The following is a 19,461-nucleotide window of genomic DNA, read 5'->3' on the forward strand; positions in this document are numbered from 1 at the left end:
CATCGTTGTCAATCGCTTCATGGCTGGGTTCGGGGGACATCCGCGCAACTGCCTGTCCGAGGTTCGTCAGGGGCGTTCTCCGGGGTGCCGGAAGACCGTTCCATTCGAAACCACTGCCTCGGCGGAACCTTCGTTCAACCGCCGACGCAGATCGGTGCGCACCGATCATCGGATAGTGCCACGTGAAAACGTTTACATGGCAGAATGGGCAACTGTATTCGATTGCAGTGCTCGCCGTCATGCGGCAAGCGCGCAATCATCACTGCCATCGGGAGGGCCGAGGCAGTCCCAAAAGACAGCCCGGCTTCGGGCGGACCGGATAGGTGATATGGCAAAAGTGCAGTTGCAGGGTGTGCGCAAGGTCTATGACAACGGCCAGGTCGCGGTGAAGGACGCCAGCTTCGAGGTCGCCGATGGCGAGCTGATGGTGCTGGTCGGCCCGTCCGGCTGTGGCAAGTCGACCCTGCTGCGGATGGTGGCTGGCCTGGAGGAGATCAGCGGCGGCACGCTGACCATCGGTGATCGCGTGGTCAACGACGTGGCGCCGAAGGATCGCGACATCGCGATGGTGTTCCAGAGTTATGCGCTGTACCCGCACATGACCGTGGCCGAGAACCTGGCCTTTGGCCTGAAGCTGCGCGGTCACGACAAGGCGACCATCGACAAGCGCATCGCCGAGGCGGCGCAGACGCTGGGCCTGACCGAGATGATGGACAAGCTGCCCAAGGCGATGTCCGGTGGCCAGCGCCAGCGTGTCGCGCTGGGCCGTGCGCTGGTGCGCGAGCCGGCGGTGTTCCTGCTCGACGAACCGCTGTCCAACCTGGATGCCAAGCTGCGCCACAGCGTGCGTACCGAGATCGCGCAGCTGCACCGCAAGCTGGGTACCACCATGATCTACGTGACGCACGACCAGGTCGAAGCGATGACCCTGGGCCAGCGCATCGTGGTGCTGAAGGATGGCGTCATCCAGCAGATCGATACGCCGATGGCGCTGTACGATCGCCCCGCCAACCTGTTCGTGGCCGGCTTCCTCGGCAGCCCGGCGATGAACGTGCTGCGCGGTACGCTGCAGGGCGATGCCGGTGGCGTGACCGTGGTCGATGGTGAGTGGCGTGCACCGCTGGGCCAGGCCACCATCGATCCGGCCTGGCTGCAGAAGCCGATCGCGGTGGGCGTGCGTCCGGAGCACCTGCAGCCGGCGGCCGCCGACGATGCGCATGCGTTCGTCGCACGCATTGAAGGCATCGAACCGGTCGGTAACGAGATCTTCGTCAACCTGAGCAGTGGCCAGCACGCGCTGACCATGCGCGTGGCGCCGCAGGCGCTGCCCGAGGTGGGCGAGCAGATCCGCGTGGCGATCCATCCGCAGGGCCTGCATTTCTTCAACCCGGAAACCGGCGCGCGCCTGTAAGGGGTAGTGCCGGCCGCTGGCCGGCAACCTCAACCCTGCATGGTTGCCGGCCAGCGGCCGGCACTACCATTCCTGCACCCACCCGTGCAGGTCCCCGCCTGCTTCAGCGGGCCAGGCCATCCAGCAACGGCACGCGCTGCGCAATGGCATCGCCCACCTGCAGATCAGCGTCGCTGGCCTCCAGTGGCAGTACCGCCAGTGCCAGGTCGCCGGCCACGCTGGCAATCGTGCCCAGCCCCGCGCCATCCTGCTGCACGCCATCGCCGGCCTGTGCCGGTGCTGCGGTATGCAGCAACTGCACCGCACGCTTGGCCTTGCCGAGGAAGTGGGTGCGGGCGACGATTTCCTGGCCGGGATAGCAGCCCTTCTTCACGCTGTAGCCGTTCAGGCGGTCCAGGCCCAGCTGTTGGGGGGTCCACACTTCGCGCTGGCCTTCTTCCAGCCGCGGCAGGCCGTAGCGCAGGTCGGCCTGGCGCCAGGCCAGGGCGAAAGCGGCCTCATCGGCTTCATTGCCGGCCGCGAACGCGTCGGCGCTGCCAACGCGCAGGGTGCGCGGCAGGGCATCGCTGCCCAGGTCCAGCTCCCAGCCGTCGCCTGCGGTCTGCGCAATCGCCGCGCCGCTGGCGGCCTCGGGCGCGGTGAACGCGCCAGCCGCCGCCAGATCGCTGCGCACCTGCACCTTCACCTTGCGGCGGAACACGAAGCGCTGCAGTTGCGACGCAATCGCATCGGCATCGCCGTCAGCCAGCACCAGCATCACGTGGTCTTCGGCCAGCCGAAGCAGCTGGAACACCGCCAGGGTGCGGCCCTTGGCGCTCAGCCAGGCACTCCACTGCCAGTGCTGCAGGGGCAGGGCGGTGACATCGCTGCTGAACTGGGCGTGGGCAAAGACAGCCGCATCCGGGCCCTGCAGGCTCAGCAGCTGGTGGCCGGGCAGGCGAGGATATCCGACGAAAGCAGGGGGCAGGTTGTCAGGCACGTGAACGAGGTCTAAAATTTGTGCGTTGCGAGACCGAACATGATAGGCCAAACAACCCCCACTCCCGACGACGAATCTGAAGCCCCGCTGGTCCCCGTGGCACCCGTGCCCGTGGAACAGGAAAAAGCGGAAGAATTCGGCGGCCGCGGCGGACTTGATCCGGTGCGGTATGGCGATTGGGAGAAAAACGGACGCTGCATCGATTTCTGATCAGCATTGAGCCAACGCGGCCGTGTGCCGCCCAGCCGAGACAACGAGCCCAGCGAATGGCGACCAGACAACGCCCACTTTCCCCGCACCTTCAGGTGTATCGCTGGCAGATTCAGATGGCCACCTCGATCCTGCATCGAGCCACTGGCGTCTTTCTGTCTGTTGGTGCCCTCATCATCGCCGCCGGCCTGCTGGCCCTGATGATGGGGCCCGAGTCCTGGAACTGCTTCACCGGCCATGCCGGGGCCTGGTATGGCCGCGTGTTCCTGTTCGCGTGGACATGGTCGTTCGCCTATCACCTGTGCAATGGCATCCGCCACGTCGTGCAGGACTTCGCCATCGGCTTCAGCATCCCCGCCTTCATCCGCAGCAGCTGGCTGTCGGTCATCGGCAGCTTGGTGATCACCCTGCTGGTGTGGGCCTATGTGATGTTCGGAGGTGCCGCGTGAGCAAGTTCCGTACCCCGTTGAAGAACGTGCGCGGCCTTGGCTCGGCCAAGACCGGCACCGAGCACTTCGTGCACCAGCGCCTGACCGCCGCCGCACTGGTGGTGCTGGGCATCTGGTTCCTGGTCTTCGTGCTGGGCCTGCTGGGCTCGGACTACGCCACCGCCGCCGCCGCCGTGGCCAAGCCGTGGAACGCGGTGCCGCTGATCGGCCTGCTGATCGCCATGTTCTGGCACGCGCAGCTCGGCATGCAGGTCGTGCTGGAAGACTACATCCACGAATCGCTGCTGGCCCTGGTGCTGCAGACCGCGGTGAAGTTCGTCGCCGTGCTCGGCATGATCGTCAGTGTGTTTGCGGTGGGCCGCATCGCCCTCGGCGTTGCCTGAGCCCAGGCACCTACACAGGAATCCAGATTAGATGTCCGCTTACAAGATCACCGAACACAAGTACGACATGGTCGTGGTCGGCGCCGGCGGTGCCGGCCTGCGCGCCACGTTCGGCCTGGCCGCCAAGGGCCTGCAGACCGTGTGCCTGACCAAGGTCTTCCCGACCCGTTCTCACACCGTTGCCGCCCAGGGCGGTATCTCGGCCGCGCTCGGCAACATGGGCGAGGACGACTGGCGCTACCACTTCTTCGACACCATCAAGGGGTCGGACTGGCTGGGCGACCAGGACGCCATCGAGTACATGTGCCGTGAGGCCATCCCGGCCATCATCGAGCTCGAACATTACGGCGTGCCGTTCTCGCGCACCGCCGAAGGCAAGATCTACCAGCGTCCGTTCGGTGGCATGACCACCAAGTATGGCGAAGGCCCGGCGGCGCAGCGTACCTGCGCGGCGGCCGACCGTACCGGCCACGCGATGCTGCACACGCTGTACCAGCAGTCGCTGAAGCACGACGCGCGCTTCATGATCGAGTACTTCGCGCTCGACCTGATCTTCGACGAGGAAGGCGCCTGCCGCGGCGTGCTGGCCCTGGACATGTCCGACGGCACCCTGCACCTGTTCCGCGCCCAGGGCGTGGTACTGGCCACCGGCGGCTACGGCCGTGCCTACTTCAGCGCCACCTCGGCGCACACCTGCACCGGCGACGGTGGCGGCCTGGCCATGCGTGCCGGCATCGCCATGCAGGACATGGAGTTCGTGCAGTTCCACCCGACCGGCATCTACGGCGCCGGCTGCCTGATCACCGAGGGTGTCCGCGGTGAAGGTGGCATCCTGCGCAACAGCAGCGGCGAGCGCTTCATGGAGCGTTACGCGCCGCACTACAAGGACCTGGCCTCGCGCGACGTGGTCAGCCGTTCGATGACCATCGAGATCCGCGAAGGCCGCGGCGTCGGCGAGCACAAGGACCACATCCTGCTCGACCTGACCCACCTCGGCCCGGGCGTGATCGACGAGAAGCTGCCGGGCATCGCCGAGAGCGCCCGCATCTTCGCCGGCGTCGACGTGCACAAGCAGCCGATTCCGGTCATCCCGACCGTGCACTACAACATGGGCGGCATCCCGACCAATTACCACGGCGAAGTGGTGCAGAAGGTCGGCGACAACGACAACGCGGTAGTGCCGGGCCTGTACGCCATCGGCGAAGCGGCCTGCGTGTCCGTGCACGGCGCCAACCGCCTGGGCTCGAACTCGCTGCTGGACCTGGTGGTGTTCGGCCGTGCCGTGGCCAACCGCTGTGCCGAGACCATCAAGCCGGGCGCTGCGCACAAGCCGCTGCCGGCCGATGCCTGCGACAAGGCGCTGGGCCTGCTGGACAAGCTGCGCCACGCCAACGGCGATACCCCGACCTCGGTCATCCGCGATCGCATGCAGCGCACCATGCAGGCCGACGCGGCGGTCTTCCGCACCAGCCAGACGCTGAAGGAAGGCTGCGAGAAGATGGACAAGATCTTCGACTCGTTCCAGGACGTGAAGGTCTCCGACCGTTCGCTGGTGTGGAACTCGGACCTGATCGAGACCTACGAGCTGAACAACCTGCTGCTCAATGCGGTGGCGACGATCAACTCGGCCGAACAGCGCAAGGAAAGCCGCGGCGCGCATGCGCACGAGGACTTCCCGGACCGCGACGACGTCAACTGGCAGAAGCACACCCTGGTCAGCGTCGACGAGAAGGGCAAGTGCAGCTTCGACTACCGTCCGGTGCACATGTACACGTTGACCGACGACGTGTCCGTGGTGCCGCCGAAGCCGCGCGTGTACTGATCCGACCCCGCCTACCATGCAATCCGCGCCCACGGGCGCGGGCCGCCTGAGCCAACGAGAGCAGCCATGGCCGAGTTTTCACTCCCCAAGAATTCCAAGATCACGAAGGGCAAGCACTTCCCCGTCAAGAACGGCGGCAAGAACGTGCGCACCTTCAAGATCTACCGCTGGAGTCCTGACGACGACAGCAACCCGCGCACCGATACCTATGAAGTCGATCTGGACGCCTGTGGCCCGATGGTCCTGGACGCCCTGATCAAGATCAAGAACGAGATCGACCCGACCCTGACCTTCCGCCGCTCGTGCCGCGAAGGTATCTGTGGTTCGTGCGCCATGAACATCGACGGCACCAACACCCTGGCCTGCACCCGAGCCATCTCGGACTGCGGCAAGAAGGAAGTGCCGATCTACCCGCTGCCGCACATGAACGTGGTCAAGGACCTGGTTCCGGACCTGACCCACTTCTACGCGCAGTACGCGTCGATCAAGCCGTGGATCCGCACCCAGACCCCGGCACCGCCGGACCGCGAGCGCCTGCAGTCGCCGGAAGACCGCAAGAAGCTGGACGGCCTGTACGAGTGCATCCTGTGCGCCTGCTGCTCGACCAGCTGCCCGAGCTACTGGTGGAACGGCGAGCGTTACCTGGGCCCGGCGATCCTGCTGCAGGCCTACCGCTGGATCATCGACTCGCGCGATGAGGACACCGGTGCGCGCCTGGACGATCTGGAAGATCCGTTCAAGCTGTACCGCTGCCACACCATCATGAACTGCGCCCGGACCTGCCCGAAGGGCCTGAACCCGGCACTGGCGATCGCCGAGATCAAGAAGCTGATGATGGAACGCCGCGCCTGATACACGGCGCAGGGTAGTTGCATGACCCCAGTAGAGCCACGCCATGCGTGGCTTTGCTGTATCTGGAGAAACACGATGGAAGAAGATGTTCTGCTGAAGAAGCTGCGCTGGCGCTGCCGCCGCGGCATGCGTGAGCTGGACCAGCTGTTCGGCCGCTACCTGGACCACGAGTGGAGCACTGCGCCGACCGAAGAGCGCGAGGTTTTCCTGTTCCTGCTCGACTGCGAGGACGATAAGTTGTGGCGCTGGTTCATGGGCTACGAGGCCTGCCCGCATGCGCACGCGATCCCCCTCATGCAGAAGATCCTCGCCCTCAAGCCTTGAGTGGCGCCCCTCGCGGCTGCAGGCCGCCGCCCAGTTGGCGGTGCTGCTGGCTGCGCCGTGGCTGCTGCGCGCATCGGATCTGCCTTCACGGCTGCTGATGCCCGCAGTGGTGCTGGCCTGGTGCACGGGCCTGGCCGAACTGGCCTGGCGCCAGCGCAGGCCGCGCGTGCAGGTGCTTCTGCCGCCGCTTCCCGAGCCACTGCAGGTGGCCGGGCAGGACGTTGATACGCCACGGCTGGTGGTGCGTGGCCCATGGCTGTTGTTGCTGTGGCGTGAGGATCGGCGCCGCCAGCGCCTGCTGTTCTGGCCGGATGTGCTCGATTCCGGGCAGCGACGTGAACTGCGACTGGCCGTAGCCGCACGCGCCGTTTCCCGTCAGCCCCGGACGATGGCACCATAAGCTGAATTGACCGGCGTGCCTGCATGTTCAAACCCATTCCCGTGGCCATTGGCCTGCGCTACCTGCGCGCCAAGCGCCGCAACGGCTTCATCTCCTTCATCTCGATGGCATCGATCCTGGGCATCGCGCTCGGCGTTACGGTGCTGATCACCACGTTGGCGGTGATGAGCGGATTCCAGAAGGAAATCCGCAGCCGCCTGCTGCAGATGACCGCGCACACCACCATCAGCCGCGACGGCGAGCCGATGCCGGACTGGATGCGCGTGGTCGACGTGGCCCGCAAGGATCCGCGCGTGGCCGGTGCCGCGCCGTACATCGAGATCCAGTCGATGATCAGCGGCCCGCGCGTGCAGGGTGCGATCATCCAGGGCATCGATCCGGCGCTGGAGCCGAAGGTATCGGTGATCGACAAGAAGGTCACCAAGGGCAGCTATGCCAGCCTGACGCCGGGCAGCTTCAACCTGCTGCTGGGCAAGGAACTGGCGATCTGGCTCGGCGTCGACGTCGGTGACCAGGTGCTGGTGACCTTCGCCGAAGTGCAGGGCACGCCTGCCGGTGCCGTGCCGCGGATGAAACGCTTCACCGTCAGCGGCATCTTCGAGGCCGGCTACAACGAGGTCGACCGGGGCGTCGGCTTCGCCAACATGCAGGACCTGGAGCGCGTGCTGCGCAGCGACGGCGCCACCGGCGTGCGGCTGAAACTGCACGACATGGACCGCTCGCTGGAAGTGGGCGTGGACCTGGCGCAGAGCCTGGGTGGTGCGTACCGGGTAAGTGACTGGACCCAGCAGAACGCCAACCTCTACCACTCGCTGCGCATGGAGAAGGTGGTGATGGGCATCCTGCTGTCGCTGATCATCGCCATGGGTGCGTTCAACCTGGTGTCCTCGCAGGTGATGTTGGTGACCGACAAGCAGGCCGACATCGCCATCCTGCGCACCCTCGGCCTGACCCCGGGCGGGGTGATGCAGGTGTTCATGGTGCAGGGTTCGCTGATCGGCATCTTCGGCACGCTGGCCGGCCTGATCGGCGGCATCACCCTGACCCTCAACCTGGAACGCATCCTCGGTGCCATCGAGAGCGTGTTCAACGTCAAGCTGCTGCCGGAGGATGTGTACTACATCACCGGCCTGCCGACCGACATGCAGACCGGCGACGTGGTGGCGATCACCGTGGTCGCGCTGCTGATGAGCTTCCTGGCCACCCTGTATCCCGCCTGGCGGGCAGCACGCACCCAGCCGGCGGAGGCCCTGCGTTATGAATAAGGTCTTCAACCGCGGCGATGAGGTGATCCGCGCCGAAGCACTGGGCAAGACCTACGCCGAAGGGCGCATGCAGACCCCGGTGTTCGATGGACTGGACCTGACCGTGACCGCCGGCGAGACGGTGGCGATCATCGGTGCCTCCGGTGCCGGCAAGAGCACGCTGCTGCACCTGCTGGGCGGGCTGGATGTTCCGACCGCAGGCGAGGTGTACGTCACGGGCCAGCGCATGTCGGCGCTGTCGGATACCGCGCGCGGCCTGCTGCGCAACCAGGCGCTGGGCTTCGTCTACCAGTTCCACCACCTGTTGCCGGAATTCACCGCGCTGGAAAACGTGATGATGCCGGTGCTGCTGGCCGGCACTGCCGTGGCCGAAGCGAGCAGCCGGGCCACCACGCTGCTGGAAGCGGTCGGCCTCGGACATCGCCTGGACCACAAGCCGGGCGAGCTGTCCGGCGGCGAACGCCAACGTGCCGCGGTGGCACGTGCGCTGGTCAATCATCCGGCCTGCGTGCTCGGTGACGAGCCGACCGGCAACCTGGATGACCGCACCGCGGGCACCGTGTTCGAGCTGATGCTGGAACTCAACCGTGCGCGTCATACCAGCCTGGTGCTGGTTACCCACGACCGCAGCCTGGCGCGGCGCCTGGACCGGGTGCTGGAGCTGCGCGAAGGGCGCCTGCACGCACTGGCCCACGCCGACGTCTGAGCGGCCGGCAACGGCCGCCTCCCGGCGCCTGAACGGGTTTACCTGCCATCGCGCCGGCCGCACATCGGCCGGCGCATGATCGCAGCAGGTTCCCCGAGGAGATCGCCATGAAGACCCCGATCCTGATCGCCGGACTCTGCCTGGCGCTGGCCGCCTGCGCGACCACCGGCCGGCTCAGCAGTACCGAGAAACTGGATCTGTACCGCGCCCACGCCGGCGCGCCGCAGAACGACATGCAGTTCTTCGGCAGCCTCAATGGCTGGACCGAACTGGGTGACAGCGCGCTGGCGGTGTGGACCCGGCCGAGCGAGGCTTACCTGCTGGAACTGAGTGGTCCGTGCCCGGACCTGTCGTACGCCACCGCCATCGGGTTGACCAGCAGCATGGGCCGCGTGTCATCGCGTTTCGACAAGGTGCTGGTGCGCGACCCGACCGGTGGCCCGCGCATGCCGTGCTTCATCAACAGCATCCGCAAGCTGGACGTGAAGGCACTGCGTGCCTCCGAGCAGGAGCTGCGCCAGGCGCAGGTGCAGGAGCGCGAGGAAAATACGAAATAGCGCGGTAGTGCCGGCCGCTGGCCGGCAACCTGGCATCTGCGCGATGCCGGCCAGCGGCCGGCACTACCTGTGGGTCAGGCTTCCGGGGTGAAGCCGGCAGGCTTTTCCGCGTCCTTCTCGAACAGGAACTTGACCAGTTCGCCCTCAAGGAATGCGCGATGCTCCGGGGTGCGCGGCGACAGGCGGTTTTCGTTGATCAGCATGGTCTGGTGCGCAAGCCACGCGGCCCAGGCCTGCTTGCCGATGTTGCTGAAGATGCGCTGGCCCAGTTCGCCGGGGTAGGGCACGAAGTCCAGGCCCTCGGCATCGCGTTGTTCGTACTGGCAGAAGACGGTTCGGGACATGGTACTCACTCGTGGTTGCGGGGTTTCTTGGGCGTTCGTTTCGGCGCCTTGACCGTGGCGCCATCGAGCAGCTTGCGGATGGGGGCCGGCAGGCCCAGCGCGGGCAGTTCGTCGGTGGCGACCCAGCGCAGCGTGGGTTCTTCCACGCGCAGGCCGTGCACCTGCCGCGACAGTACCTGCAGGTGCAGCTTGTAATGGCTGAAGGTGTGCTGCAGCACGGGCAGCTCCTCGGCGTCTTCCAGCGAACCTTCGACGTGCGCGTCGAACCAGTCCTGCAGTACGCTGCCGGCATCGGCCTGCGGCAGCGTCCACAGCTGCGCCCAGATGCCGGTGTCCGGCCGCTTCTGCAGCAGCACGCGCTGCTGGGCATCGCGCAGCAGCAGGGCCACGGCTTCGCGCTCGGGCAGGGTCTTGCTGGGCTTGGGCGTGGGCAGTTCGGCGGTACGGCCTTCGCGGCGCGCCACGCACGCGTCCTGCAGCGGGCAGATCACGCAGGCTGGCTTGGCGCGGCTGCACACCGTCGCACCCAGGTCCATCTGCGCCTGGGTGTAATCAGCCATTCGCCCGGCCGGCACCTGCGCCACGTGCGCCTCGGCAATCGACCACAACTGTTTCTCGATGGCCGGCAGGCCGGGAAAGCCGTCGATGCCGTGGTAACGGCTGAGCACGCGCTTGACGTTGCCATCGAGGATCGCGAACGGACCGTTCCAGGCCTGGCTGAGGATCGCACCTGCGGTGCTGCGGCCGATGCCGGGCAGGGCATGCAAGGCATCGAAATCGCGCGGCAGGTCGCCGTCGTGCAGTTCCACGCAGCGCTTCGCGGCGGCATGCAGGTTGCGTGCGCGGGCGTAGTAGCCGAGCCCGGCCCACTGCGCCATCACCGCGTCATTGCTGGCGGCGGCGAGGTCGGGCAGCGTCGGGAAATGCTGCAGGAACCGCTGGAAGTACGGGATCACCGTGGCTACCTGGGTCTGCTGCAGCATGATTTCCGACAGCCAGACCCGATAGGGGCTGCGTGGGTGCTGCCAGGGCAGGTCGTGGCGACCATGGTCGTCGAACCAGTGCAGCAGGCGGGCGACGAAACCGTCCCGTTCTGCAGTTTCGGCGCTGGCGTGCGGCTGGCGGGGCATTGGAGTTCCAGAGAGGCAGCCACCCGTGGGGTGGCTCTACCAGGCTGCGGTAGAGCCACGCCATGCGTGGCTGCGCGGTGTATCAGGCGCCCAGCGCTTCGGGCAGCAGGGCGTCGACGAACGCTTCCGGATCGAACACGCGCAGGTCTTCCGGGCGCTCACCGATACCGGCAAAGCGGATCGGGATGCCGAACTCGCGGGCCAGCGCGAACACCACGCCGCCCTTGGCAGTGCCGTCCAGCTTGGTCACCACCAGGCCGGTCACGTTCACTGCGGCATTGAACTGGCGCAACTGCGACAGCGCGTTCTGGCCGGTGGTGCCATCGATCACCATCAGCACTTCGTGCGGGGCGGTGGGGTCGATCTTGCCGAGCACGCGGCGGATCTTGCCCAGCTCGTTCATCAGGCCGGACTGGGTATGCAGGCGGCCGGCGGTATCGGCGATCAGCACCGAGGTGCCGCGGGCCTTGCCGGCCTGCAGCGCGTCGAACGCCACCGAAGCGGCATCGGCGTTCTGCCCCTGCGCGACCACGGCTACGCCGTTGCGCTCGCCCCAGGCCTGCAGCTGGGCCACGGCGGCGGCGCGGAAGGTATCGCCGGCAGCCAGCATCAGGCTGTGGCCGTCGTCCTTGAAGCGCTTGGCCAGCTTGCCGATGGTGGTGGTCTTGCCGACGCCGTTGACGCCGACGGTGAGCACCACGAAGGGCTTGGCGTTGCGATCGATCACCAGCGGCTTGGCCACCGGCTGCAGGATCGCGATCAGCTCGGCGCGCAACGCGGCCAGCAGCGCATTGGCGTCGGCGAACTCGCGCGACTTCATGCGCTTGCGCAGGCCCTCGACCAGATCGGTGGTGGCGCCCACGCCGACGTCGGCGGTGATCAGTGCGGTTTCCAGTTCGTCCAGCAGATCGTCGTCGAGCTTGGGGTTGCGCGAGAACAGTCCACCGAAGCTGCGCGCGATGACGCTGTTGCGCAGGCGTTCGCGCCAGCCGGGCTTGCCGGCAGGCGCCGGAACGGCATCGATCGAGGCGGCGGCAGGCAGGTCGTCGGTGACCGGTGCCGGGGTGGGCTGAGGCAGTGGCGCGGGTGCCGGTTCGATGGCCGGGGCCGCCACCGGGGCGACGTCGATCCGGGCGGCCGGTTGCGGAGCGCTCGGAGCGGGAACGACCGGTGCCGGAACCACCGGGGTGGGCTCGACAGCGACCGGAACGACGGCTGCCGGCGGCGGCTCGGCCGGCGCAGGCGCGGCCGGTACGGCTACCGGTGCTGGCTCTTTGTCCTCGACCGGCGCGGCCGACGGGAACGCCGCCGCCAGCTCTTCAGCCGAGTAGTGCTGGGTCTTGGGTGCCTCCGCTGCGGGGGCATCCTGGGGCTTCTTGCGGCGGAAAAAACTGAGCATTGGCAAAAGGCGCTGAAATCAGGGGGATATGCTACCACTCGGGCCTGTCGGGCCGATGTGGACTCAAGGTCGCTGCCCGCCGGCCGTTAACCGGTCCGGAGGGCCGCGTCGTGCGGCCCGGAGACCGCCATGGACAACGTGATGGGAATTGCCCTCGGCGGGATGCGTGCGTCCCAGCAGGGCGTGCAGGTGGCTGCGCACAACGTGGCCAACCTGGCGACCCCGGATGCCCAGCGCCTGCAGCTGCAGCGCAGTGCTGCCGGGCAGGGTGGGGTGCAGGCCGCGGTGATTCCCGTCGGCGCCGATGCCGGCGCGCCGCTGGGTGACCTGCTGGCCGCGAAAGCCGAGGTGGTGGCCTTCGCCGCCAATGCCGCGGTGATCCGCCGCCAGGACCAGATGCTGGGTTCGCTGCTGGATCGCGACGCCTGAACCCCTTTCGGCAGGCGCCAACCGCCGCCCCTGGTGGGTGCCAACCTTGGTTGGCACTCTCCACCCGCGCCGGTAGCTGCCAACCTTGGTTGGCACGCTCGATCCGCCCCGGTAGGTGCCAACCTTGGTTGGCACGCTTTTGGGGCGCCAACCAAGGTCGGCCTCTACCAGAGCACCGCCGGGTAAGCCGGGCCATGCCCGGCGACCACCCTGTCGATCAGGCCGACAGCTCCAGCAGCAGCTTGTTCAGCCTCGCCACGTAGGCACCCGGGTCCTTCAGGCTGTCACCGGCGGCCAGCGCGGCCTGGTCGAACAGCACCCGGCCGAGGTCGTCGAAACGCGCGCCATCGGCTTCGGCATCCAGCTTGGCAATCAGTGGGTGGCCCGGGTTGATTTCCAGCACCGGCTTGCTGTCCGGCACCTTCTGCCCGCTGGCTTCCAGGATCTGGCGCATCTGCAGGCCCAGGTCCTGTTCGCCGATGGCCAGCACCGCCGGCGAATCGGTCAGGCGGTGTGACACGCGCACTTCGGCCACGTCATCGCCCAGCACGGTCTTCAGGCGCTCGACCAGGCCCTGCTTGTCCTTCGCCGCGGCTTCCTGTTCCTGCTTGTCCGCTTCGGTTTCCAGCGCGCCCAGGTCGAGATCGCCACGAGCGATGTCGACGAAGCCCTTGCCGTCGAAATCGGTGAGGTAGCCCATCAGCCACTCGTCGATGCGGTCGGTCAGCAGCAGCACTTCCACGCCCTTCTTGCGGAACACTTCCAGGTGGGGGCTGTTGCGCACCTGGCTGTAGCTCTCGCCGGTCAGGTAGTAGATCTTGTCCTGGCCTTCGGTCATGCGGCCGAGGTAATCGGCCAGCGACACCGTCTGCGCATCGCTGTCGCCGCGGGTGGAGGCGAAGCGCAGCAGCCCGGCCACCTTCTCGCGGTTGTTGTAGTCCTCGGCCGGGCCTTCCTTCAGCACTTGGCCGAATTCCTTCCAGAACGTGGCGTATTGCTCCGGCTTGTCGGTGGCCAGCTTGTCCAGCATGTCCAGCGAGCGTTTGGTCAGCGCCGCCTTCATCGAATCGATGACCGGGCCGGACTGCAGGATCTCGCGCGAGACGTTCAGCGACAGGTCGTTGGAGTCGACCACGCCCTTGATGAAGCGCAGGTACAGCGGCAGGAACTGCTCGGCCTGGTCCATCACGAACACGCGCTGCACATAGAGCTTCAGGCCCTTGGGCGCATCGCGGTGGTACAGGTCGAACGGCGCGCGGCCGGGCACGTAAAGCAGCGAGGTGTACTCCAGCTTGCCTTCGACCTTGTTGTGGCTCCACGCCAGCGGATCGCTGTGGTCGTGCGCCACGTGCTTGTAGAACTCGGTGTACTCGGCGTCGCCGATCTCGGTGCGCGGACGGGTCCACAGCGCGCTGGCGCGGTTGACGGTCTCCCACTCGACGGTGGCGCCTTCTTCGCCACCTTCCTTCGGCATCTGGATCGGCAGGCCGATGTGGTCCGAGTACTTCTTGAGGATGCTGCGCAGGCGCCAGCCGTCGGCGAAATCATGCTCGCCATCCTTCAGATGCAGGACGATGCGGGTGCCGCGCTCGGCCTTGTCGACAGTGGCGACGTTGAAATCGCCTTCGCCGCGCGAGGTCCAGCGCACGCCTTCACCTGCGGCCAGGCCGGCGCGGCGCGAGGTCACTTCGACCTCGTCGGCAACGATGAAGGCGCTGTAGAAGCCGACGCCGAACTGGCCGATCAGCTGCGAATCCTTCTTCTGGTCGCCGGACAGCTGGCGCAGGAAATCGCCGGTGCCGGACTTGGCGATCGTGCCGAGATGGGCAATCGCCTCGGCGCGACTCATGCCGATGCCGTTGTCTTCGATGGTGATGGTGTGGGCGGCGGGGTCGAAGCTGACGCGCACGCGCAGTTCGCTGTCGCCTTCCAGCAGGGCCGGCTGGGTCAGGGCCTCGAAGCGCAGCTTGTCGGCGGCGTCGGCGGCGTTGGAGACCAGCTCGCGCAGGAAGATCTCCTTGTTCGAGTACAGCGAGTGGATCATCAGCTGCAGCAGCTGCTTGACTTCGGTCTGGAAGCCAAGGGTTTCGGTCTGGGTGGTCTCGGTCATCGATAGGGCTCCATGTGCAATGCCGCGCCAGCGCGTGCGGCCTCGCCAAGGGGTATGGCTGATTGTCCCGAAATCAAGGGGTTGGTCGGCCGGGCGGCGCCCGGCACCTGCAGAGGCCGAAGCAACAGCAACAGCAACAGCGGGCTATCCGTGGGATGGCGGGGCGGTGTGGGTGGGCAGGACACGCCGTAAACCCCCCTCCGGGGGCCGGCCCAGCCGCTGGCGGCTGTGCGTTCGGGCGCTCGCGAAGCAGTGCTTCGCAAGCAAAGCGCCCTCACCCATGGGGGCTCGATGGCGCCATCCATGGCGCCAACGGTCCTGCCACCCCACACCGCCCCGCCTCTGACAGGTTCACTCGGCTGTTGGTGGGTGTCGACCTTGGTCGACACATCTGTCAGACATCGAAATAAATCTGGGGTCAGATCCGTTTTCCGCAGGAAAACGGATCTGACCCCAAGAGCCGTTCCGACAGATCGCAGGAAACTGTCGAAGGCGGGGTGCATCCAATGGGGTCAGATCCGTTTTCCGCAGGAAAACGGATCTGACCCCAAAAGCCGTTCCGACAGATCGCAGGAAACTGTCGAAGGCGGGGTGGGTCCGGTTGAGGGGGCGTGAGCCGCATGGATGCGGCGACCGAGCTTACATGGACGTACTTGCAGCGTCCCCCTCAACCGGACCCACCCCGCCATCCCACGGGGATGCCCGCTGTTGCTGTTGCTTCGGCTTCTGCGGGTGCCGGGCGCCGCCCGGCCGAACTACAATCCCGCTCATGCTGAATTTCTCGAATTCCTCCCGCCGGGGGCGCCGATGAGCGGCCGCGGTGGCAATGACGGCCAGGTCCGCATCATCGGCGGGCGCTGGCGCAATACCCGGCTGCCGGTGCCGACCCTGCCGGGCCTTCGCCCCAGCAGCGACCGCGTGCGCGAGACCCTGTTCAACTGGCTGATGCCCAAGCTCGGCGGCGCCCGCGTGCTGGACCTGTTCGCCGGCAGTGGCGCGCTGGGCCTGGAGGCGGTCTCGCGTGGCGCTGCCCACGCCACCCTGGTCGAGCGCGATGCGCAGCTGGGACGCAACCTGACCGCCGCCGTCGCCAGGCTGCAGGCCAGCGACCAGATCACCGTCGTGCAGGCCGATGCCCTGCGCTGGCTGCAAGGGGCGCAGGCGCAGCAGGCCGACCTGGTCTTCATCGACCCGCCGTTTGCCGATGGCCTGTGGCAGGACGTGCTGGCCCAGCTGCCGCGGCACCTGGCCGCCGACGCCTGGCTGTACCTGGAATCGCCGGCCGGCCACGTGCCGGTGCTGCCGCCGGACTGGCTGCTGCACCGCGAGGGTGGCACCCGCGAGGTGCGCTTTGCCCTGTACCGCCGTGCCACTGCTACACTTTGACCTCATCTGAACATCTGCATCCGCCCATGACCGTGGCCAACCGCCGCATTGCCGTCTACCCCGGCACGTTCGACCCCATCACCAACGGTCATATCGACCTTGTGAGCCGGGCCGCGCCGCTGTTCGAAAAGGTCGTGGTCGGCGTGGCGCAGAGCCCGTCCAAGGGCCCGGCGCTGCCGCTGGAGCAGCGCGTGCAGCTGGCGCGTGGCGCGCTGGCCCACCACGGCAACGTCGAGGTCATCGGCTTCGATACCCTGCTGGCCCATTTCGTACGTTCGGTGCAGGGCGGGGTGCTGCTGCGCGGCCTGCGCGCGGTGTCCGACTTCGAGTACGAATTCCAGATGGCCAGCATGAACCGCCACCTGATCCCCGAGGTCGAGACCCTGTTCCTGACCCCGGCCGAGCAGCACAGCTTCATTTCGTCCTCGCTGGTCCGCGAGATCGCGCGCCTGGGCGGCGACGTGTCCGGTTTCGTGCCGGCCGCGGTGCTCGAAGCCCTGCGCAAGGTCCGCGAAGCGAAGTCGGCACAGTCGTAAGCCCCGCTGTACCCGCACCCCATTACGTACACCACCACGCACCATTCCGGGAGGAAACCCATGAACACCACCATGCGCGCGATGCTGATCGCTTCGTTGGCCCTGGCATTCACCGCCTGCAAGAAGGAAGAGGCCGCTCCGGTCGACGAGGCCAAGCAGGCCCTGGTCGCCCCGGCCAAGGACGACGATGCAGGCTGGAAGAAGTACCTGCAGGAAGTGGCGATCCAGAACATGGGCAACATCACCAACAGCCCGTTCCTGTACTACCTCTCGCCGGAATCGGACCCGGACTTCCAGGCCAAGTACGAGCGCCAGACCGAAAGCGCGACCCAGGCCGTGGCCCGTGGCGTGCAGCCGGGCAACATGCTGGCCTTCGGTTCGTCGGCCTCGGGCAAGATGGCTGACATGATCCAGGCCGTGTTCAAGGACGTGTCGCCGGATTCGATGAAGGGCGTGCGCGTCGTCTTCATCGGCCAGTCGGCCGACAACGCCCGCGTGCAGGCTGCGATCCAGCCGACCGGTGCCGAGTACATTTTCGTCGAAGCCAAGTAATACCGAGCCATGGCGGCCATGCTCCGGCATGGCCCGGGCGGCATCCTGCAAGGGCGCCGCTGATGACCTGACCGGCCCGCGCGCCCGCGCTGGCCGGTCCTTTGTCCCAGGGCGCGGGCGAGGAGTATCGCCGTGTCGCTGAAAATCAACGAGCTCTGCGTCAACTGCGACGTATGCGAGCCGGCCTGCCCCAACCAGGCCATTGCGATGGGTGAAACCATCTACGTGATCGACCCTGCGCGCTGCACCGAATGCGTGGGTCATTTCGACGAGCCACAGTGCGTGGTCGTCTGCCCGGTCGAGTGCATCGACCCGGACCCGGAGATCGTGGAAACGGAAGACCAGCTGCTGGCCAAGCTGCGCCAGCTGCAGCACGATCACCCCGAACTCTACGCGGAGCCCCCATCCGAATGAAGACGCTGATCGTCCGCCCCCTGTTGCTGCTCGGCCTGCTGCTGAGCCCGATGGCCTGGGCCGACAGCCCGGCCCGTGCCGATCGCCCTGATGGCGCGGCCATTGCCAGCGGCCACGCACTGGCCACCCAGGCCGGCATCGACATCCTGGCGCAGGGCGGCAACGCCTTCGACGCTGCAGTGGCGGTGTCGTCCACGCTGGCGGTGGTCGAGCCGATCAGTTCCGGGTTGGGCGGCGGCGGCTTCTTCCTGCTGCACGACGCGGCCACCGGCAAGGATGTGATGCTGGATGCGCGCGAGACCGCCCCGGCTGCGGCGACCCCGCAGGCCTTCCTCGACAAGCAGGGCAACCTGGACCGTGATCGTTCGGTCAACGGTGCCTGGTCGGCGGGTATTCCCGGCCTGCCCGCAGCGCTGGTCGAGCTGTCGGCCAAGCATGGCAAGCTGCCGTTGTCGGCCTCGCTGCAGCCGGCGATCCGCATCGCGCGCGAAGGTTTCCCGGTGTACGACCGCATGGCCAAGGGCTACGCGTCGCGGCGTGAAGTGATGGAGCGCTATCCCGGCACGCGCGAGGTCTACCTGCGCAATGGCAAGCCGATCGCCAGCGGTGACCTGTTCAAGCAGCCGGAACTGGCGCAGACGCTGGAGCGCCTGGCCGCGGGTGGCTTTGATGGCTTCTACAAGGGCCAGACCGGAAAGCTGCTGCTGGCGGGCGTGAAGCAGGCTGGCGGCAAGTGGACCGCTGAAGAACTGGCCGGTTACCGCGTCAAGCAGCGCGAGCCGATCGTGTTCAACTACAACGGCTGGAAGATCACCACCGCGCCGCCGCCGTCGTCCGGTGGCATCGCGCTGGCCAGCATGCTGCAGATCCTGGAAGGCTGGGACATCAGGAAGATGGACCCGGCCCACCGCACCCACCTGGTGGTGGAGTCGATGCGCCGCGCCTACCGCGACCGCACCTTCTTCCTCGGCGATCCGGACTTCGTGCAGATCCCGCAGAAAGTGCTGACCAGCAAGGATTATGCGCAGGGCCTGCGGGCGACCATCCATCCGGAGAAGGCCACGCCCAGCGACCTGCTGTCGGGCAATCCGACGCCGCTGGAAGACGACGAGACCACGCACTTCTCGATCATCGACCGCGACGGCAACCGCGTCGGCGCCACCCAGACCGTCAACCTGCTGTATGGCTCGGGGCTGATTCCCAAGGGCACCGGCGTGCTGCTGAACAACGAGATGGACGACTTCGCGCTGAAGCCGGGCACGCCCAATGCGTTCGGCGTGATGGGTTACGAGGCCAACGCGCCGAAGGCCGGCAAGCGCATGCTCAGCTCGATGACGCCGACCTTCATGGAGAACGCCGACAAGGTCGTGGTGCTGGGCACCCCGGGTGGCAGCCGCATCATCACCATGGTGCTGCTGGGCATCCTCGGCTACGACGACGGCCTGGATGCACAGCAGGTTGCCGCGCTGCCGCGCTACCACCACCAGTGGCTGCCGGACCTGATCGAAGCCGAGGACGATGCGTTCGACGCGGCGACGGTGAAGCAGTTGCAGGCGATGGGCCACAAGATCGACCTGCCGGGTGACGTCGCCGCAGGCGGCCGCGGTTCCAGTCACGTGTGGGGCAACCTGCAGACCGTGGAATGGGACCGCAAGGCGAACAAGCTGTTCGGCGGCAGCGACCCCCGCAACCCGGTGGGCAGCGCCCAGGTCGTGCCGGCACGCTGATCCGGTAGCGCCGGCTGCTGGCCGGCAATCCGGCAGATTACCGAAACCCCGCCTTTGCCGGCGGGGTTTTCTGTTT

The 19,461-nt window shown here is 67.0% G+C and carries 22 protein-coding genes; 17 read left to right on the forward strand and 5 right to left on the reverse strand.

Annotation, left to right across the window (positions count from 1 at the left end; all coding sequences use genetic code 11):
- Window positions 1–328: 328 nt before the first annotated feature.
- A complete protein-coding gene (locus tag AC5P7I_RS10445) occupies window positions 329–1,411 on the forward strand; it encodes an ABC transporter ATP-binding protein (RefSeq protein ID WP_014646762.1) in 1,083 nt (360 codons plus the stop codon).
- A 103-nt stretch (window positions 1,412–1,514) separates the two neighbouring features.
- Here AC5P7I_RS10445 and ygfZ read toward each other — a convergent pair whose 3' ends face one another.
- Window positions 1,515–2,390 carry a CAF17-like 4Fe-4S cluster assembly/insertion protein YgfZ gene (ygfZ, locus tag AC5P7I_RS10450; protein ID WP_032958610.1) on the reverse strand — a complete coding sequence of 292 codons (876 nt, stop codon included), beginning with the start codon at window positions 2,388–2,390 and terminating at the stop codon, window positions 1,515–1,517.
- A gap of 39 nt (window positions 2,391–2,429) precedes the next feature.
- Between ygfZ and AC5P7I_RS10455 the strand changes: the two genes are divergently transcribed.
- The 10 genes from AC5P7I_RS10455 to AC5P7I_RS10500 all read left to right on the forward strand — a co-directional run bounded on the left by AC5P7I_RS10455 (window position 2,430) and on the right by AC5P7I_RS10500 (window position 9,358).
- On the forward strand, window positions 2,430–2,600 hold the full coding sequence (locus AC5P7I_RS10455) for a DUF1674 domain-containing protein (protein WP_080342731.1): 171 nt from the start codon (window positions 2,430–2,432) through the stop codon (window positions 2,598–2,600).
- A 56-nt stretch (window positions 2,601–2,656) separates the two neighbouring features.
- On the forward strand, window positions 2,657–3,049 hold the full coding sequence (gene sdhC, locus AC5P7I_RS10460) for a succinate dehydrogenase, cytochrome b556 subunit (protein WP_024958620.1): 393 nt from the start codon (window positions 2,657–2,659) through the stop codon (window positions 3,047–3,049).
- On the forward strand, window positions 3,046–3,432 hold the full coding sequence (gene sdhD / locus AC5P7I_RS10465) for a succinate dehydrogenase, hydrophobic membrane anchor protein (RefSeq protein WP_005409077.1): 387 nt from the start codon (window positions 3,046–3,048) through the stop codon (window positions 3,430–3,432). Before sdhC ends, sdhD begins: the two co-directional genes overlap by 4 nt.
- 31 nt (window positions 3,433–3,463) lie before the next feature.
- Window positions 3,464–5,254 (forward strand): succinate dehydrogenase flavoprotein subunit, encoded by a 1,791-nt coding sequence (gene sdhA / locus AC5P7I_RS10470; protein WP_014646765.1) that lies wholly within the window; start codon window positions 3,464–3,466, stop codon window positions 5,252–5,254.
- Window positions 5,255–5,320: 66 nt separating this feature from the next.
- On the forward strand, window positions 5,321–6,106 hold the full coding sequence (locus AC5P7I_RS10475) for a succinate dehydrogenase iron-sulfur subunit (RefSeq protein ID WP_005409079.1): 786 nt from the start codon (window positions 5,321–5,323) through the stop codon (window positions 6,104–6,106).
- Window positions 6,107–6,181: 75 nt separating this feature from the next.
- A complete protein-coding gene (locus AC5P7I_RS10480) occupies window positions 6,182–6,430 on the forward strand; it encodes an FAD assembly factor SdhE (protein ID WP_005409080.1) in 249 nt (82 codons plus the stop codon).
- Entirely contained in the window at window positions 6,381–6,830 is a 450-nt protein-coding gene (locus AC5P7I_RS10485) for a hypothetical protein (protein ID WP_041863309.1), read from the forward strand. Before AC5P7I_RS10480 ends, AC5P7I_RS10485 begins: the two co-directional genes overlap by 50 nt.
- 23 nt (window positions 6,831–6,853) lie before the next feature.
- Entirely contained in the window at window positions 6,854–8,095 is a 1,242-nt protein-coding gene (locus AC5P7I_RS10490) for a lipoprotein-releasing ABC transporter permease subunit (RefSeq protein WP_032958619.1), read from the forward strand.
- A complete protein-coding gene (gene lolD, locus AC5P7I_RS10495) occupies window positions 8,088–8,801 on the forward strand; it encodes a lipoprotein-releasing ABC transporter ATP-binding protein LolD (protein WP_049407617.1) in 714 nt (237 codons plus the stop codon). Before AC5P7I_RS10490 ends, lolD begins: the two co-directional genes overlap by 8 nt.
- Window positions 8,802–8,908: 107 nt before the next feature.
- Window positions 8,909–9,358, forward strand: coding sequence for a DUF6491 family protein (locus AC5P7I_RS10500; protein ID WP_032958624.1), 450 nt, complete (start codon window positions 8,909–8,911; stop codon window positions 9,356–9,358).
- Between the two features lie 74 nt (window positions 9,359–9,432).
- Here AC5P7I_RS10500 and AC5P7I_RS10505 read toward each other — a convergent pair whose 3' ends face one another.
- From AC5P7I_RS10505 to ftsY, 3 genes are all read right to left on the reverse strand, one after another.
- Window positions 9,433–9,702, reverse strand: a complete 270-nt coding sequence (locus AC5P7I_RS10505) for an oxidative damage protection protein (RefSeq protein WP_049442323.1) — start codon at window positions 9,700–9,702, stop codon at window positions 9,433–9,435.
- A gap of 5 nt (window positions 9,703–9,707) precedes the next feature.
- Window positions 9,708–10,832 (reverse strand): A/G-specific adenine glycosylase, encoded by a 1,125-nt coding sequence (gene mutY / locus AC5P7I_RS10510; protein WP_164077408.1) that lies wholly within the window; start codon window positions 10,830–10,832, stop codon window positions 9,708–9,710.
- 82 nt (window positions 10,833–10,914) lie between these two features.
- Window positions 10,915–12,231 (reverse strand): signal recognition particle-docking protein FtsY, encoded by a 1,317-nt coding sequence (ftsY, locus tag AC5P7I_RS10515; protein ID WP_262087256.1) that lies wholly within the window; start codon window positions 12,229–12,231, stop codon window positions 10,915–10,917.
- Window positions 12,232–12,360: 129 nt separating this feature from the next.
- Here ftsY and AC5P7I_RS10520 point away from each other — a divergent pair, with 129 nt between their 5' ends.
- Window positions 12,361–12,660: a hypothetical protein gene (locus tag AC5P7I_RS10520; protein ID WP_014646771.1), complete on the forward strand. Its 300-nt coding sequence runs from the start codon at window positions 12,361–12,363 to the stop codon at window positions 12,658–12,660.
- Between the two features lie 217 nt (window positions 12,661–12,877).
- Here the strand turns inward: AC5P7I_RS10520 and htpG are convergent, their stop codons facing one another.
- Entirely contained in the window at window positions 12,878–14,770 is a 1,893-nt protein-coding gene (gene htpG, locus AC5P7I_RS10525) for a molecular chaperone HtpG (protein WP_262087259.1), read from the reverse strand.
- An 807-nt stretch (window positions 14,771–15,577) separates the two neighbouring features.
- Here htpG and rsmD point away from each other — a divergent pair.
- The 5 genes from rsmD (at window position 15,578) to ggt (ending at window position 19,385) form a co-directional block, all read left to right on the forward strand.
- Window positions 15,578–16,156: a 16S rRNA (guanine(966)-N(2))-methyltransferase RsmD gene (gene rsmD, locus AC5P7I_RS10530; RefSeq protein ID WP_014646773.1), complete on the forward strand. Its 579-nt coding sequence runs from the start codon at window positions 15,578–15,580 to the stop codon at window positions 16,154–16,156.
- A 26-nt stretch (window positions 16,157–16,182) separates the two neighbouring features.
- Window positions 16,183–16,692 carry a pantetheine-phosphate adenylyltransferase gene (gene coaD / locus AC5P7I_RS10535; protein WP_014036814.1) on the forward strand — a complete coding sequence of 170 codons (510 nt, stop codon included), beginning with the start codon at window positions 16,183–16,185 and terminating at the stop codon, window positions 16,690–16,692.
- A gap of 60 nt (window positions 16,693–16,752) precedes the next feature.
- Window positions 16,753–17,244, forward strand: coding sequence for a hypothetical protein (locus AC5P7I_RS10540; RefSeq protein WP_005409092.1), 492 nt, complete (start codon window positions 16,753–16,755; stop codon window positions 17,242–17,244).
- Between the two features lie 132 nt (window positions 17,245–17,376).
- The gene (locus tag AC5P7I_RS10545) at window positions 17,377–17,658 is read left to right on the forward strand and encodes a YfhL family 4Fe-4S dicluster ferredoxin (protein WP_004153175.1); all 282 of its coding nucleotides are present in this window, start codon (window positions 17,377–17,379) and stop codon (window positions 17,656–17,658) included.
- Window positions 17,655–19,385, forward strand: a complete 1,731-nt coding sequence (ggt, locus tag AC5P7I_RS10550) for a gamma-glutamyltransferase (protein WP_014646774.1) — start codon at window positions 17,655–17,657, stop codon at window positions 19,383–19,385. The genes AC5P7I_RS10545 and ggt overlap by 4 nt, the downstream gene beginning before the upstream one ends.
- Window positions 19,386–19,461 lie beyond the last annotated feature (76 nt).

The sequence above is a fragment of the Stenotrophomonas sp. YJH_SMC_138 genome, assembly GCF_059369855.1.